Source organism: Paraburkholderia sp. Ac-20347 (genome assembly GCF_017104805.1).
GTDB classification, from domain to species: domain Bacteria; phylum Pseudomonadota; class Gammaproteobacteria; order Burkholderiales; family Burkholderiaceae; genus Paraburkholderia; species Paraburkholderia tropica.
Window position 1 is genome coordinate 1 of the sequence record NZ_JAAGPN010000028.1, and the last position, 15,841, is coordinate 15,841.

General features: G+C 58.7%; 13 protein-coding genes and 1 pseudogene. 8 read left to right on the top strand and 6 right to left on the bottom strand.

What is annotated here, in order from left to right; all coding sequences use genetic code 11:
* The 5 genes and pseudogenes from G3N97_RS08210 to G3N97_RS08230 all read left to right on the top strand — a co-directional run.
* Positions 1 to 839, top strand: an 839-nt coding sequence (locus G3N97_RS08210) for an iron-containing alcohol dehydrogenase (protein ID WP_205992779.1), incomplete at its 5' end; no start/stop codon positions are given.
* A 163-nt stretch (positions 840 to 1,002) separates the two neighbouring features.
* A complete protein-coding gene (locus G3N97_RS08215; protein WP_205992780.1) occupies positions 1,003 to 2,532 on the top strand; it encodes a methyl-accepting chemotaxis protein in 1,530 nt (509 codons plus the stop codon).
* Positions 2,533 to 2,642: 110 nt separating this feature from the next.
* A pseudogene (locus G3N97_RS08220) lies at positions 2,643 to 3,107 on the top strand (U32 family peptidase); the annotation flags it as partial.
* Positions 3,104 to 3,337: a hypothetical protein gene (locus tag G3N97_RS08225; protein WP_205992782.1), complete on the top strand. Its 234-nt coding sequence runs from the start codon at positions 3,104 to 3,106 to the stop codon at positions 3,335 to 3,337. The pseudogene G3N97_RS08220 and the gene G3N97_RS08225, both read left to right, overlap by 4 nt.
* 189 nt (positions 3,338 to 3,526) lie before the next feature.
* A complete protein-coding gene (locus G3N97_RS08230; protein WP_205992783.1) occupies positions 3,527 to 3,811 on the top strand; it encodes a hypothetical protein in 285 nt (94 codons plus the stop codon).
* A gap of 97 nt (positions 3,812 to 3,908) precedes the next feature.
* On the opposite strand, the gene G3N97_RS08235 is transcribed toward G3N97_RS08230, so the two are convergent.
* The 3 genes from G3N97_RS08235 to G3N97_RS08245 form a co-directional block, all read right to left on the bottom strand.
* Complete coding sequence (locus G3N97_RS08235) at positions 3,909 to 5,099, bottom strand: porin (RefSeq protein WP_241030466.1); 1,191 nt, start codon at positions 5,097 to 5,099, stop codon at positions 3,909 to 3,911.
* A gap of 186 nt (positions 5,100 to 5,285) precedes the next feature.
* Positions 5,286 to 6,827, bottom strand: coding sequence for a NosD domain-containing protein (locus G3N97_RS08240; protein ID WP_205992784.1), 1,542 nt, complete (start codon positions 6,825 to 6,827; stop codon positions 5,286 to 5,288).
* Positions 6,828 to 7,545: 718 nt separating this feature from the next.
* On the bottom strand, positions 7,546 to 8,460 hold the full coding sequence (locus G3N97_RS08245; protein WP_205992785.1) for a LysR family transcriptional regulator: 915 nt from the start codon (positions 8,458 to 8,460) through the stop codon (positions 7,546 to 7,548).
* A 957-nt stretch (positions 8,461 to 9,417) separates the two neighbouring features.
* On the opposite strand from G3N97_RS08245, the gene G3N97_RS08250 reads away from it, so the two are divergent.
* From G3N97_RS08250 to G3N97_RS08260, 3 genes are all read left to right on the top strand, one after another.
* Positions 9,418 to 10,074, top strand: a complete 657-nt coding sequence (locus G3N97_RS08250; RefSeq protein WP_241030469.1) for a PadR family transcriptional regulator — start codon at positions 9,418 to 9,420, stop codon at positions 10,072 to 10,074.
* Between the two features lie 59 nt (positions 10,075 to 10,133).
* Positions 10,134 to 10,943 (top strand): siderophore-interacting protein, encoded by an 810-nt coding sequence (locus G3N97_RS08255; RefSeq protein WP_205992787.1) that lies wholly within the window; start codon positions 10,134 to 10,136, stop codon positions 10,941 to 10,943.
* Positions 10,944 to 11,034: 91 nt separating this feature from the next.
* Entirely contained in the window at positions 11,035 to 12,288 is a 1,254-nt protein-coding gene (locus tag G3N97_RS08260) for an MFS transporter (protein WP_205992788.1), read from the top strand.
* 117 nt (positions 12,289 to 12,405) lie between these two features.
* Here the strand turns inward: G3N97_RS08260 and G3N97_RS08265 are convergent, their stop codons facing one another.
* The 3 genes from G3N97_RS08265 to G3N97_RS08275 all read right to left on the bottom strand — a co-directional run bounded on the left by G3N97_RS08265 (position 12,406) and on the right by G3N97_RS08275 (position 15,779).
* Positions 12,406 to 13,533: a 3-deoxy-7-phosphoheptulonate synthase gene (locus tag G3N97_RS08265; protein WP_065060641.1), complete on the bottom strand. Its 1,128-nt coding sequence runs from the start codon at positions 13,531 to 13,533 to the stop codon at positions 12,406 to 12,408.
* A gap of 191 nt (positions 13,534 to 13,724) precedes the next feature.
* Complete coding sequence (locus tag G3N97_RS08270; protein WP_205992789.1) at positions 13,725 to 14,732, bottom strand: sterol desaturase family protein; 1,008 nt, start codon at positions 14,730 to 14,732, stop codon at positions 13,725 to 13,727.
* Positions 14,733 to 14,747: 15 nt separating this feature from the next.
* Positions 14,748 to 15,779 (bottom strand): YncE family protein, encoded by a 1,032-nt coding sequence (locus tag G3N97_RS08275; RefSeq protein WP_065060639.1) that lies wholly within the window; start codon positions 15,777 to 15,779, stop codon positions 14,748 to 14,750.
* Positions 15,780 to 15,841: the final 62 nt, after the last annotated feature.

Below are 15,841 nucleotides of genomic sequence, written 5' to 3' on the forward strand. Positions count from 1 at the left end.
CGCCGTTCGCCGTCGTGACCGACGAAAAAACCGGCCACAAATACCCGATTGCCGATTACGAACTCACGCCGAATATCGCCATCGTCGATGCGGATCTCGTCATGCACATGCCGCGCGATCTCACGGCATATGGTGGCATTGATGCAGTCACGCATGCGCTCGAAGCATATGTCTCCGTGATGGCGAACGAGTATTCGAACGCGCAGGCGTTGCAGGCGCTGAAATTGTTGAAGGTGTATTTGCCGTCCGCTTACGCGCGCGGCGCGGGCGATCCGGTTGCGCGCGAGCAGGTTCACAACGGCGCGACGCTCGCGGGTATCGCGTTTGCGAATGCGTTCCTCGGTGTGTGCCACTCGATGGCACACAAAATCGGCGCGGAATTCGGTCTTGCGCACGGCCTCGCGAATGCGTTGCTGATCGCGAACGTGATTCGCTACAACGCGAACGATGTGCCGTCGAAACAGGCTGCATTCAGTCAATACGATCGCCCCGTCGCGCGCTGCCGTTACGCGGAAATCGCGGATGCGCTTGCGCTCGGCGGTGTGTCGGTGGATGAGAAGGTCGAGGCGCTGGTGGCGTGGATCGAGGAACTCAAGCAGTGGCTCAACATTCCCGCATCGATTCAGGCGGCGGGTGTGCCCGAAGCGCGATTTCACGCGTGTCTCGACGCGCTTGCTGAAAATGCATTCGACGATCAATGCACGGGTGCGAATCCGCGCTATCCGTTGATTGCCGAAATCCGCCAAGTGTTGCTCGACAGCTATTACGGGCGGCCTTATGTCGACAGAGTCGACGATATCACTGAATTCGACGTCATTGCCGAATTCGGCGGATTGTGAGCGTTGCCGCCGGCATCTTCGTCTGCGCTGACGCGGCGCGCGGCCTATTGAGCCCCTACTCTTTCGCCCTGTTGAGATCGCCCGCGTTCGTCGCGCCAGGGCGATCCTGTCAATCTACGTATCGCTTCTGGAAGTCGTTCGTATGCTGAGAAGTCTTAAGGTCATGACCCAGTTGATCATCGGCTATTCTGTGGTCATTTCGCTGATGTTCTGCTTGAGTGGATTGGCGCTATTCACGTTGCGCAGCGCCAATCAGCATCTCACGGTATTGCGAGAAGTAAATCTCGGCGCAATTCGGAGCACCTTGCAAATGCAGACGTGGCTCGACACATTGCGCGTGGGCGAATATCGTCTGGCCACTGCATCGGATGACACCACACTGGCGGACGGCCGGCGATTGATCGATTCGGCGATACACGGGTTTCGCATCCGGTCGGTCGAGGCATCAGGCTTGACGCAGACCGATGCACAGCGCAGCGCAATGGCAGAAATCCTCTCGATGGGCGACGAGTATCTGACTGGCGACAAACAGGTCGTGACGTTGGTTGGCAGCGGAAAGTCAGCCGAGGCGCTCCGTTTGATTGGAGGATCGCTCTCGGTATTGCGGGATAAAATGGATAAGAATATCCATTACATTGTCGATAGCAACGTCGATAAAACTCGTATCGATGCGCTTAACGCCGAGCATGACTATTCGCGATCGATCATTCTGACGATCGTTGCATTGATCCTCGCGGTCCTCGTTGCAATAGTTGCGGCGTTTGATGTTACCTATGGTTTGACCCGAATCCTCGGTGGCGAACCGCGCGATGCGATGACATTGGCAACCGAACTCGCGCAGGGAAATTTATCGGCGCGGGTCCTTGTCCGACAGGGTGATACCTCGAGCGTCTCTGCCTCACTCGCAAGAATGCGCGATCAACTTACCGCGATCGTCATGCGCATCAAAACGGTGAGCGAAGCAGTTAGCAGTGCCGCCGGCGAAATCGCAAAGCTGAATGTCGATTTAGCGCGGCGAACGGAGGAACAAGCAGCTTCCCTTGAACAAACCGCCGCAGCCATGGAGCAATTGTCGGGCACGGTCCGTCAAAGTGCGGACAATGCCGAAAGTGCGCGACGTCTAGCCGTGGCTGGTACGGATGTGGCGCAGCGTGGTGGCGGCGAAATCGAGCGTGTCGTGGAGAATATGCAAAGTATCTCGGCGAGCTCCGATAACGTCACGCAGATCATTGGCGTTATTGAAAGTATTTCATTCCAGACCAACATCCTCGCGCTGAATGCCGCTGTGGAGGCGGCACGGGCCGGACCTCAAGGTCGTGGATTCTCTGTCGTCGCAGCAGAAGTACGTGTTTTGGCACAACGAAGCTCGGCCGCAGCACTTGAGATCAAGGCCTTAATTACGGAATCGGGCGAACGTGTGCGCTCTGGTGCCAAGCTGGTTCAAGATGCGGGCAACACGATAAAAGAAGTGGTCCGCTCGGCAGGCACGACTACCGCATTGATGAACGACATCGCAGCCGGAGCAGAAGAGCAGAGTACGGGCATGAGTCAGATCAACACGGCAATCAATCAGATGGATCAGATCACGCAGCACAATGCATCGCTCGTCGAAGACGCCGCTCGCGCTGCTCGATCACTCGCCGACCAGGCCCACGAACTCGTTGACGCAGTTTCTCAATTCAAGTTGCACTGATGAGCTGGCTAAGGTTTTCGCGCGAACAATAGTAAGCTCGCTCGCCATGAGCCAGTTTACGTTCCTCTGTGACTGAACACAGCTGCGGACTGGCGCGCAATGAGCCAGCAACGTATGTAACCGGTGAATCGCCCAATCTCAACGGCGCCTGCTCGCCAGCGAAAGCAGTGCGCTGGCTGCAGACCGCCGAGGGCCTGAAATCCCGCCTGAACGGCATGCTGATCGACCGCTACGAAGCCAATGAGAAGAGCGGCTATCCCACGCTCTGCAAGGGACGGTTTGTCGTCGAAGGCGAAGCCTGTTACGCGATCGAAGAACCTACCAGCCTGAACACGCCCGAGCGACTGCCGAAGTTGATCGAGATGGGCGTATGGGCCGTAAAAATCGAAGGACGACAACGCAGTTCTGCGTACGTCGAACAGGTCACTCGCGCCTGGCGCAAGGCCATCGACCACTCTCTCAGCGACCCGCAGCGGTTCCGTATTCATCCCGAATGGTATATGGACCTTGGGCGCCCTGCACCGCCGGTGGAAATAAGCGAGTGCCGCGCGCGTCGCACGGCGGGTAAATCTTGAAGATATCGCGTGGACCAGTTCAATATGATTGGCCTCGGACGACGCTGCTTGCCTTCTACGAGCGCATGGCGGCGATGCCCATCAACATCGTCTATCTCTGCGAAGTCGTGTGTTCGCGCCGTCACGAAATGCGCTTGCCGGACTGGCTGGAACTGGCCAGTATGTTGGCCGATGCCGGCAAGGAAGTCGTCCTGAGCACGCAGACCCTGCTGGAATCCGGTAGGACATGAAGGTCCTTGCCGACATTGCGGAAAACGGCCGTTTCGAATTCGAAGCGAACGATATAGGAGCAGTACAGCGCGTGCCGGCGCCAGGCACTGGGTGGTGCCGAACGAAATGCATCAGTTCGATTTACGCCTATCGCAGCACGAGCGGCCGGCAGGCATGGAGTCCGAGGTATCGCCTATGGACGGCTGCCATTGGCCTATCCTGATGGCATGATGCTGGCGACGCGTGAGACGCAACCTCTATTCGTGTTGAACGTAATTTCCACGCAGAGCGCCAACATCCATACGCTGATCGACGAGGTGGGCGTAATGAAGGAGATGGGTGTGGATATCGTGCGCATCAGTCCACAGGAGCAGCACACCGAAGAACTCGTGTCGCTTTTTTATCGCGTGATTCGTGCACCGTCCGGGTCTCGTGTTCGACTTCAGCTGCATTGGCGGCGTAAGCCCAAACAGCGGCTGACACCCGCCGCATAGTCTCGACATCAGACTCGCCTGGACTACCGGGTCACGACCGCTAGAACAAGCATCCGGTAAAGTTTTACCGGATGCCACGCTCTACAAACTGCGTTCGTTAGAAGCTAACGCAAATCCCAGCCATACCAACAAACTGCCCCGGCCCCGACGACGGTGTCGAGTCTTGCGAATCCCCGACCGATGCAACTGCGGAAACTATATTGCCGGCGCCACTTGAGCCCAGCGTTTTCCCCGAGGCATGCTGGTATCCCTCTGCAGCGTACAGTGTCGTTCGACGCGAGAGATGATAGGACTCCCGGAAGACAATCTGGTGATACTTCGCCGGATCGCTAATACCATTCGCCTTAGACGCGTAAGTATACGAATACGATCCCGCAACATCGAATGTCGAGCTAAATTTGTATGCCAGAAGCGCAGCGTACGTATTGAATACCGCAGTCGTCGTAAATACTGAATGCGCGTCCGGCGTATACCTTACATTCGAATAGTTCAATCCGGCAGTGAGACTGCCGAAATTATAATTTCCCGCGAGAGATGTGTAGCGAACCGACTTGGACGACAGGTATCCCGCGTTCACCGCGGAAGTCAAGTAACTAGCAGAACTCGCCGAATCAAAACCGGTCTCGGTCGTTTCCGCGTTGCTAATCTGTAGATAGCCAGCGGCAAGACTTAAAGGTCCATTGTTGTATCTTAGTGCCCCGCTGAAAGTCTGACCGCGCCCCATCGAGCCCGCAATGTTACTGAATGCGTACATCACGCTTGCCTGGATACCTCGCCACACAGGAGAGGTGTAATTGAGCGAGTTGTTTGCCCGAATCACAATATCAAGGCCATCGATGTCCCCAGGGTGCGCGCCCACCGCCCCCGTTTCCCAAGCAGCGGATGCCAAGGGACCTACGAATTGATAGTAAGGCGTATATTGACGACCCGCCGTTAGCGTCCCGTAGCTGGCACTCTTTAATCCGAAGAATGCTTGCCGATTGAAAATGAGTCCGGACGCCCCCAGTGCTCCATTATTTGGATCGAACCCATTTTGAAGATCAAATATTACATTGAGCCCACCACCAAGATCTTCTGATCCACGAATCCCCCATTTCGAATTATAGAGATTTCCCTGACGAAGATATAAATTGGAGTGCCCTTTCTGGTTACTGGAATATGTCAAAGCGTCGTCGATCTGCCCGTACATCGTCACGCTGTTCTGAGCGTGCGCGCTTCCCACGAAGCTGCCTGAACCAATAATGATGACAGCACCCATTACGTGCACACGAAGCAATCTTGAGTTCATCTTAGTCCCTTTCTCTATAGGCCATCTTGAAGATGGCTAAAAATATTTTTATTAATTATTAGTAGCAAAACATATAGTTCGGACAACTACTAATTTGGCCGATTGAAAATTCTTTTCCAGGAGATTGACGTCGAGTGTTCAACCAGTACCCAGATGACGGTCGTCACCTGGGTATCTCAAGACAAATTATCGAGCTGCCGCCGGCGAACTGAGCGGCGAAGTCGCACCATCATTCGTAGTGGCCGTGGAAGTTACGTTGGCAATCCTCAAGCTCGCCGGCACCGACGTCGAGTAATGGAACGCTCCAATCCCGCTTTCGTCGACCGGAACCATCTCAAAGCCGAGATAGTTTTCCGATTCATCCATGCTCGGCTTACTATTCGAGAAGAACTCGACGCGATAGACCGTACCGGCCTCCCCTTTGACCTCGCCGGTCACTGACAACTCATTGTTGTGACGGCTGACATGTTCGATCACGGGCGGCTGCTGATTCTTGTTTGGCGTCGGTTCACACCCAACCGATTGCCCGTCAATCGCGCAAATCTTTTCGAGGTTCGTCGTGTCGTTGCTGACGCCGCCGCCCCGGTTTCCGATGAATGCAGCGTGTTCAAGTCCCGGAACGTTATAGACAATTGCGCCGGCATATCCAGGCAAACAGCTACCACCGGCAAAGCATCTCTTGATGTCTTTTCCGTTGCCAATCATGATATTTTCCGAGATCCTGTCGATCGCGGGGCCTGTAATTCGATTGATACCGAATGTACCGTCTTTGCCCGGCTCACCCTGCGGACGAACGGACACGGCAACCCGGTTGCCGATCATCCTGTTGCCGGACACGATATTTCCGGTGCCACTGAGCGTGACTGCTGAGGATAGGTTATTGAAGGTATTCGCGGCGATATAATTGCGATTCCCCCAGTTCAGCTGAACACCGTCTGAGTAATTCTGAAAGTGGTTGTGAATGACCTCGTTGTCATTTCCCCACAGCATCTCGAGCCCCTGAGACGGCTCCTGGTTCGTCGTTTCGTCGGTCGTAACCAGGTTATCCGCAATCAGGTTGAACGAAGCTCCGCGCGTCGCCTCCATACCATCACCATTATTGATGAACTGGTTTCGGATGATCTTGTTGCGCTGTGTCGTCGTTGCCGTAGAATTTCCCTTGCCGTCGTCTCCGGTCATCATTAACCCGGCGCCACCGTGATTAGCAACGATTCTGCTGTCCTCGATCACATTATTGCTCGCCCGGTTAATCAGGATACCAATACAAAAATTCCGGATTTCCAGACCCTGCAATGTGACGTCGTGCGTGTCTCGCAACACCAGCCCCGGAAGACTTGTTGTGCGAACGTTTGCTCCGTACTGACCAGGAACCGCACCCGGACATGCTTTAGGATCTCCCGGCTTGATATAGGCCGATCCGTCGATCGCGACGTATTCACCTTTTCTCAACCAGTTCAAGTTAATAATGTCGACCGGCCCTTTAATCGGCGGGAGCTCGGTTCGCGGCTTTATAACGAGATCGGACGAATTCTTCAGATCAATTTCAATTCGATAGTGACCAGGGTTTTCGTTATTTTTTGTCAACGCCCATCGGAGCGTTCCTTCACTTCCATCGTCGACTGATGAAACAACCTTGAGGATTTCCGGTCCCGGGGTGGCAGTTTCGGCTGCAACGGCGAACAACGGAAGTGCCAAAGACACAAGGATAGAAAGTTTCGACTTGAACATAGGTTACCTGGTGTTTATCGAATTGGAGGAAAGCGGAGGTGCGAATAGATGTCTTGCCCTGGAGCAACCAGGAAGGTTTCAACGAGGCACATCTATCCGAATTCACCGATATATCCGGGCTGCCGCATGCGCGGAGTGCACGTTCCACCCACTCCGACGTAGTGGTATGAAAGAGATGTGCTGGGGTAAGGAGAGAATTCCGTGTAAACCTTATAGATACCAACCTCGAAATCTACTGGCATCTTCACACCAGCGTAAACGCAATGAATAAATCGTTCGCGTTGTTTATCAGAAAGTATCACCTGATTCTCCACAAGATGGCGCTCAATACACCGCTTCTGAATATAGACCTTTAGCCGATTTTCATGAATTACCGTTTCGCTATGGGCTTTAAACAAAACGATATGTCGACATTTCCTTCAGGCCTGTATCGGCTATGAGGATGGACGTTAAAGTCCCACTGCCACCTAACCACCCCGAGCGTCCACATAACACAAACCCAAATTTAGACAATGCGTCAATTGCGCACGCGAACTTCTTACAAAGTAATTTTCGAAAATTTGATTTTATAAAGGATAAATTTACGCCCTCGACATCTTGAAAGATTTTTCAAAAAGATCGGGCGACTCACCTTTTCAGCCACTGAATATTTATTCTCAACCCACGCACAAAGAACAGAAAATGGCATCACGCCACAATGAATACTCCAAACCCGTCTTCAGTGAAGATTAATCCCACGATACCAATCCATTCGACCTAGAACCTCCATCAACTCCGCTGCATATGACGAGCTCTTCATCTTGACCACAGAAGGACAAAAAACGTCACTCGCAGAGTCCAACTCGTAAGTCTTGCAATTTTTCCATCTATCCGAATTAACCTCCGAATCGGGCATCAAGCTAATTCCGAATAAACCTGAATCGATCCAGCTGAGTATTACATTTGGTTGCGAAGCCGACATTTGTACATATGGGGTAATCCCAATTTTTCGCAGCTTGTGTTGTATCAACTCAAATGTTCCCTCACCTTCTGAACGTCTAATAAGGAAAAGGGGAAAGCGGCCTAGCTGCGGCAGTGTCATCGGACGATCAGGGATATCTTTGGTGTATTTTTGATTGATTACCGCCACCCCTCGCACTGGACGCAGATTTATACAATCATAGTCACCCGGATAAAGAGGCTTTTGAATCAATGCGACGTCCAGTGAATTTGCTACAAGGAGCGACTCCAGATAGCTGGAATCCGACACGCAGATTGAAAAGTTAATATTTGGAAGTTTTTGATTCAGCTCCATTATTAGCGGCTGAAAAAACTGAATGTATAAGGGAGAAATACCAACTCGAATCGTCTTTGCGCTTCTCTCCGAGATAGGTTTCACTTCAGTGATGACTTCCGTGGCGACGTTCTCGACGCCTCGCAGGATTTCTCGAGCGCATTTATACAAATGAGCGCCGGCCCTGGTCGGCTCGATATGGCGCACTCCCCGGGTAAATAATATTGCACCGATTTCGTCTTCCAGCTCCTGGAGTCGCCTACTAATTGCCGGCTGAGCAACATCTAGCGCACGAGCAGCACCAGAAACGCTGCCATGCTCGATAAGCGAGCAGAAATATCGCAAACGCTTTATGTCCATTTACTCCCTACTCCCTTTGCAACCGGATCGTCTATGTGATGCAGCTGGAACGCGGCAAGTCTGTCCAGCACTGGCATGCTGGATCACGTAGTTCGCTTGCGCGCGTAGTCGAATCTCGCAATCGCTGATGAGCCAAGAATGCCGCAGACAGTTTCTTATTTAGAAAATATAATAATTAACCATAGACGATATTCTATTGCCTACATTTAATAAAACCCCAACACTGAAACTTAAATAAGCTACTCAACGCCCGATCTTCACGCCTTTAATCTCAGGTAGAAATATATATGGGTCGACCGAAAAAATTTTGTCAAACTTTGGCAAGCGTGGATCTGGCGGCTCAAACTGAATGAAACGACGATGACATAAGGTCGCATTGCGCGACCCCGGGATGTACTTCAGGCACGTTAAGCCGCAATTCAAACGAGTCGACAATTCGACGCGAAACATTGGCCGCTGGCGAAAACAGCAAAGACCTGCAACTGAATCTCGAGCAAGCGACGAAGACGCGAGTGCGTGCTCGACTACTCGCTCAGTCTGCGCTTCAGCGCAGCGCTATCAAAATCACGTCTCGATAGCAAAACCAGCAAAACATTGCGCACTTCGTTGACTCCGAAACGCAATTTCCGCGCTCCCCCACCCTTTGCCGCCCCCGATCGTGCCCCAAAAAATATCTTTGACAAACGCTCTTACGATATATATCTTAAGACATGTTTTAAGACACTCAAATGTTAAGGAGGCCCTATGCGCCACCACCATCACCTGTCCGGACATCACGGACACCACGGCCGTCGAGGCCGTCACGGCCAGCCGGAGCGCGATTTCGCCGACCGCCGCCAGGACGGTTTCGGCCCCGCCGAACGTCATGAACGTAACGAACGCAACGAGCAACGCAGCGAACGCGCCGAGCGCGCCTTCGGCTTCGGCCGCGGCGACATGAACACCGCCCGCTTCGCGATGCGCCACCCTCTGCACGCGCTGCGCCACGCCATGGGCCGCCATCGCGGCGGCGAAGGCCCCGGCGATTTCAGCGAAGGCTTTGGCCGCGGCGGCGGCGGTTTCGGCAACTTCGGTGACGGCGACGGTTTCGGCCGCGGCCGCAAGTTCAGCTCGGAAGATCTGCAACTGATGCTGCTCGTGCTGCTCGCCGAGCGCCCGAGCCACGGCTACGAGCTGATCAAGGCGCTCGACGCGCGCTCGAACGGCTTCTACAGCCCGAGCCCGGGCATGGTCTATCCGGCGCTCACGTATCTGGAAGAACTCGGCTACGTCAGCGTGACGCTCGAAGGCAATCGCAAGCGCTACGAGCTGTCCGACGAAGGCCGCCAGTATCTGGACGCCAATCGCGAACGCGCCGACCTGATCCTCGCCAAGCTCACGCACTTCGGCCGCAAGATGGAAGTCATGCGCCGCGCGCTCGCGGGCGAAGACCCGTCGGACGGCACCGGCTGGGTGCGCGAGCTGATCGACGCGCGCCGTGCGCTCAAGCGCGCGCTGCTGCGCCGCACGGACGTCGCGCCCGACGAGCAGCGCCGCATCGCGGCCATCCTCGCGCGCGCCACTCAGGAAATCGAAGGCGGCAGCAACGGCGGTGGAGAGAACAGCGGCGCCTGATCACCGGCGCAGCGCCCTTCATCCCTCGTCGATCGACCGCCCCAACCACGGAGTCAAAGATGCAGAATCAAAGCAACCTCGAAGTCGTCCGCGTGCGACATCCGCTCAAGTTCCGCCTGCTGCGCGTCGTGCGCGTCGAGGCGCTGTCGTCCGCACTCGTGCGCGTCACGCTCACGGGCGATCTCAGCGACTTCGTGTCGGCGTCGTTCGACGATCACGTGAAGGTGTTCTTCCCGCCCGAGGGCGCGAGCCAGCCGGTTCTGCCGAGTCTCGGCCCGGACGGCATCGTGTTTCCCGAAGGCGTCGAGCGTCCCGCCGCGCGCGATTACACGCCGCGCCGTTTCGACCCCGTCGCCAACGAACTCGACATCGAGTTCGCGCTGCACGAAGCCGGTCCCGCTACGGCGTGGGCGGCGCAGGCGCAGCCCGGCCAGTATCTCGGCGTGGGCGGCCCGCGCGGTTCGATGGTGATCCCCACGGGCTTCGACTGGCACTTGCTGATCGGCGATGAAACCGCGCTGCCCGCGATCCAGCGCCGCCTGAGCGAGCTGCCCGCCGGCGCGCGCGTGGCCGTGGTCGCCGAAGTGGCGAACCGCGCGGCGCGCATCGAGCTGCCGACCGCCGCCGATCTCTACGCGATCTGGTGCTACCGTGAGGAATCCGAATCGGAGAACCCGCTCGTCGACGCAGTCGGCGAAGTCTGGCTGCCGCCCGGCGACGGCTTCGTGTGGGCAGCCGGCGAAGCCTCGGTGATTCGCGCCGTGCGTGCGAAACTGTGCAACGAGCGCGGCGTCGACAAGAAGCGCATTCGCGCGTCGGCGTACTGGCGCCGCGGCGCGCAGGCCGCGCACGAAACGATCGACGATTGATTCAGCGCCGACCCGCGGTCGGCGATCGCTGAAACCCGCACGTACGGCCCCGCCTTTTCGCGGGGCCGTACGTGCTTGAACAAGGTCCCGAATGACCCACACACTCAATCCGCTGCGCGAACGCACGCTGCTCTGGCTGCTGGCGCTCACGCAGTTCACCGTCATCATGGACTTCATGGTGATGATGCCGCTCGGCCCGCAGATCATGCACGCGTTCGCGATCACGCCCGCGATGTTCGCGACGGCCGTGTCGGCGTACTCGCTGTGTTCCGGTTTGTCCGGGCTGTTCGCGGCGACCTATATCGATCGCTTCGACCGGCGTCGTCTGCTGCAGGTCGCCTATGCGCTGTTCGCGCTGTCGAATCTCGCCTGCGCGTTCGCGACCAACTTCCATCTGCTGCTGCTCGCGCGCGCGTTCGCCGGTCTCACGGGCGGCGTTCTCGGCTCGATCGTGATGGCGATCGTCAGCGACGTGATCCCCATCCAGCGCCGCGGCGCCGCGACCGGCGTCATCATGACGGGCTTCTCGATGGCCGCGATCGCGGGCGTGCCGGCGGGCATCGTGCTCGGCGCGCACTTCGGCTGGAGCGCGCCGTTCCTGCTGCTCGTCGCGCTCTCCGCCGTGATCTGGGTCGCGGGCTCGCGCGTGATTCCGCCGCTCACCGAGCACGTCGACCGCGACACGCCGCTCGCCGACATCGTGCCGCGGCTGTGGCAACTGCTCACGCTGCCGCGTCACATGAAGGCGTTCGCGCTCACCTTCACGATGATGTGCGCGCACATGCTGGTGATCCCGTTCATTTCGCCGATGCTGGTCGCCAACTACGGCGTCGCGCCCGAGCAGCTCTCGTGGCTCTACGTGGCGGGCGGCGCGTCGACCTTCCTGACCGCGCGCGCGGTGGGCCGTCTCGCGGATCGTTACGGCAAGCGCCGCGTGTTCCGCATCATGGCGCTCGTGTCGATCGCGCCGGTGCTGTTCGTCACGCATCTGCCGGTGCTGCCGTTCATCGCAATGGTCGGCTTCTTCGCGGTGTTCATGATCGCGCTGTCGAGCCGCATGGTGCCGATGCAGGCGCTGCTCACGACGATTCCCGAGCCCGCGCGGCGCGGCGCGTTCCTGAGCGCGAACAACGCGGTGCAGGCGCTGGGCACGGGCATCGGCGCGTGGGTCGGCGGGCTGCTGCTGCAAAACGGTCCGCATGGGACGATCGTCGGCTTCGGCTACAACGGCTGGCTCGCGGCGGCGCTCGCCGTGGTGGCCGTGCTGTGGGTCGGCCAGGTGCGCGGTTTCGGCGATGAAGCCGCAAATCGCGCTCCGGACGCGGGCGCGGCGGCCAAAGCCTGATCGGGCCTTTTCGACATGCGCGAAGCGCATAAAAAAACGCGCGCCGGACTCGAGGTCCGCCGCGCGTTTTTTACGTCCCGAACAAGGCGCCGATGAAAGCGCCCGCGAACCCGCCCCTCAACCCGCGCGCGTCGTCCGGCGCGCACGCACGGCTTGCGCCAGCGCGTCGAGCACGGGCTCGGTCTGCGCCCAGCTGATGCACGCGTCGGTGATCGACACGCCGCGCTTGAGCGGCACGCCCGGCTGCTGGTCCTGACGCCCTTCTTCCAGATGGCTCTCGATCATCACGCCGACGATGCGCGCATCGCCGCCCTTCAACTGCTCGCCGATATCGCGCGCCACGTCGATCTGACGCTGATGCTGCTTGCTCGAATTCGCGTGCGAGCAGTCGATCATCACCTGCTCGCGCAGCCCCGCCTTCGCGAGCGACGCGCAGCACGCAGCCACCGACGCCGCGTCGTAATTCGGCCCGCTCTTGCCGCCGCGCAGAATCACGTGGCACGCGTCGTTGCCGCGCGTTTCGAAGATCGCGGCCATGCCCATCTTCGTCATGCCCATGAACGCGTGGCTCGCGCTCGCGGCCACGATCGCGTCCGCCGCGACCTGCACGCCGCCATCCGTGCCGTTCTTGAAGCCGATCGGGCACGACAGCCCCGACGCCAGTTGCCGATGGCTCTGGCTCTCGGTCGTGCGCGCGCCGATCGCGCCCCACGCCACCAGATCGGCGATGTATTGCGGGCTCAGCAGATCGAGGAATTCGGTGCCGGTCGGCAGGCCGAGCGCGTTGATGTCGAGTAGCAACTCGCGCGCCTTGCGCAGCCCTTCGTTGATGCGGAAGCTGCCGTCGAGACGCGGATCGTTGATATAGCCCTTCCAGCCCACCGTCGTGCGCGGCTTCTCGAAGTAGACGCGCATCACGATCAGCAGGTCGTCGCTCAGCGTGTCGGCCTTCGCCTTGAGCAGCTTCGCGTACTCGATGGCCTGGTCGTGGTCGTGGATCGAGCACGGCCCGACCACGATCACGAGGCGGTCGTCGCGCTGCGCGAGCACCTCGGCGATCTGCGCGCGGCTCGTTTCGACGAGCGTCTGCGTGTCCTGCGGCACCGGCAGCTCGTCGAGCAGCAGCGCGGGCGAGATGAGCGGACGCACGGCGCCGATGCGCACGTCGTCGATGCGGGTGGTGTCCTGGGTGGCGTCGGCAAAGCCGACTTCCTGGTCGTGCTGCGGGTTGTCGATACGGCTCAAGGTGCTCTCCAGTCTCATGCAACGCCTGCGCTTTTTATGCAGATTTCATGCAGATGATGCGGACGCGGTGCACGCGTCTCGCGGGGGACAAGCCGGGATTATCGCATCTGCCGCACTTTGGCCGTAAACGAAACGAGGCGGCTCGCGGCCGCCTCGTGGTGGATTTGCGTCACAGCGACGCGCGCGCCGGCTCAGTTCGCCGTGCCGCCCATCGGGTAGCCCTTGCCCGCCAGCCGCTTCGCGATGCGCACGAGCGCGAGCCACTGCTGGGCGATCAGGCCTTCGCCGTAGTTCACGTCCTTGCCGTGCGGCGCGGGCAACTGGTCGCGGATGCCCGTGGGTTCCGGCGCCTTGTTCCAGGACGCCGTGCGGAACATCACGTCCCACCACGGAAACAGCACGCCGAAGTTGCAGCCGTAGCGCGTGCCTTCGTGGCCGTAACCGATTGCGTGATGGCGGCGATGGAACGCCGGGCTCACGAGAATGCGCTCCAGCACCCAGCCGTAGTCGAGCCGCGCGTTCACGTGCTGCACGGCCTGCAGGAAGTTGCTCACCGCGATCAACACGACGAACTGCGCGGGCGGCACGCCGATAAACAGCGAAATCGCCGCGAAAAACGCCGCCTGCACGATGTCGTCGAGGAAGTGATTGCGGTCGTCGCACCAGAGCGACATCTGCTGCTGGCTATGGTGCACCGCGTGCAACTCCCACCACACGCCGAAACGATGCTGCCAGCGGTGATACCAGTAGCCCGCGAAATCGAGCACGACCAGATAGACCAGGAACGAGACGTACGGCTTGTCGGTGACGCCGGGCCACAGGCTGTCCACGTCGATGTTCGGAATGTTGTGGATCGCCATCTCGCTCTGCAGATGGTTGAACAGCGGCGTGAGCATGAAGAAGAACGCCATGTTCAGAATGCCGAGCTTCGCGATCCACGTGTACCAGACGTCGGCGCGCAGCGCCTTGCGGTCCTGCCACGATTCGGCCGGGCGCAGCGCTTCAAGCGGACGCAGCAGCACGTAAGTCAGCGCGATTTCGAGCACGCCGACGATCACCCAGTAGAGCGCGTCGTAGGTGTCCTCGTCGTAGCCCATCAGGCCGACCTTGTAGAAGATCGGCTGCACGACGTCGACGTAGACGAGCGTCTGCAGCCACGAAACGAGGTTGTCGGCCTGCGAAAGCAGCGTGTCAAGCATCGGGACTCCCGCTCGTCAATCCGGATTCGGCGCGTAGAACGGCGCGCTGTTGGCGAAATAGATGCCGTGCGGCGAGCGGCCCACGGCGATCGTGTCGATCAGCTTGCGCGTCGTGAGGTCGATGATGCCCACGTGCTTCGCGAAGCGGAACGTAACCCACAGATAGCGTTTGTCGGCGGAAAGTTCCATGTCGTCGGGACCGGGGCGCAGGCCCGTGATGTCGGCGACCTTGGTGAGCGTCGTGTAATCGAGAATGCTGATGGTGCTTTCCACGCGATTCGACACGGCGATGTGCTTGCCGTCGTCGAGATTGCGGAAGTTGTGCGCGCCGCGCCCGGTCTGGATCTTTTTCACCAGCGTGCGGTTGTGCCAGTCCACCACGGCGACGTCGTCCTCGCCCGTCATGCCGACCAGCAGGTACTTGTCGCCGGGCGTCATCCACAGACCCGCGGGCGTGTTGCCGATGTGCAGCTTCCACAGCACGGTTTGCGTCGGCAGGTCGATGGCCGCCACTTCGCCGGTGTCCTGCAGCGTCACGAACGCGGTCTTGTTATCCGACGCGAAGGTGATGTGGCTCGGCGTCTTCGCGAGCGGAATGCGCTTGACGAGCGTGACGTCATGGCCGTTGTAGCTGTAGATGTCCACGCGGTCCAGACGCAGGCCGGCCGTCACGAACCACTTGTGGTCGGGCGAGAAACCGAGCTGGTACGGATCTTCGATCCCTTCGACGCGGCGCTGCACCTTGCCGCTGTGCGGGTCGAGGAACAGCAGGTCGTTCGAAACGGAATCGGCGACGATCAGCGACTGACCGTCGGGCGTGATCATCAGGTGATGCGGTTCCTTGCCGGTCGGCTCGGTGCCCACGACGGTGCGGCTCGCTTCGTCGATCAGCGAAAGCTGCGCCTCGCCGGAGTCGAGCACGATGACCTTGTCGTTCGGATTGACGTTGGCGTCAGCGTGGGCCAGCGCGCTGCACGCGAGACCACCCGCGAGGAGCGCCGCTGCGGCGCGTTTGCGGGTCAGGGAGAAAATCGGGAAATGGGACATTTCGTAAGGGCGTCAGGCCGGGGAATTGCCGGGAAAAGCGGCCGGGAAAAGCGCGCGGGGCC

What these genes read in the sequence shown, in the direction of transcription:
- G3N97_RS08215 (WP_205992780.1), top strand. Translation starts at nt 1,003, where the DNA reads ATGACCCAGTTGATCATCGGCTATTCTGTGGTCATTTCGCTGATGTTC.
- G3N97_RS08235 (WP_241030466.1), bottom strand. Translation starts at nt 5,099, where the DNA reads ATGAACTCAAGATTGCTTCGTGTGCACGTAATGGGTGCTGTCATCATT.
- G3N97_RS08240 (WP_205992784.1), bottom strand. Translation starts at nt 6,827, where the DNA reads ATGTTCAAGTCGAAACTTTCTATCCTTGTGTCTTTGGCACTTCCGTTG.
- G3N97_RS08245 (WP_205992785.1), bottom strand. Translation starts at nt 8,460, where the DNA reads ATGGACATAAAGCGTTTGCGATATTTCTGCTCGCTTATCGAGCATGGC.
- G3N97_RS08250 (WP_241030469.1), top strand. Translation starts at nt 9,418, where the DNA reads ATGCGCCACCCTCTGCACGCGCTGCGCCACGCCATGGGCCGCCATCGC.
- G3N97_RS08255 (WP_205992787.1), top strand. Translation starts at nt 10,134, where the DNA reads ATGCAGAATCAAAGCAACCTCGAAGTCGTCCGCGTGCGACATCCGCTC.
- G3N97_RS08260 (WP_205992788.1), top strand. Translation starts at nt 11,035, where the DNA reads ATGACCCACACACTCAATCCGCTGCGCGAACGCACGCTGCTCTGGCTG.
- G3N97_RS08270 (WP_205992789.1), bottom strand. Translation starts at nt 14,732, where the DNA reads ATGCTTGACACGCTGCTTTCGCAGGCCGACAACCTCGTTTCGTGGCTG.
- G3N97_RS08275 (WP_065060639.1), bottom strand. Translation starts at nt 15,779, where the DNA reads ATGTCCCATTTCCCGATTTTCTCCCTGACCCGCAAACGCGCCGCAGCG.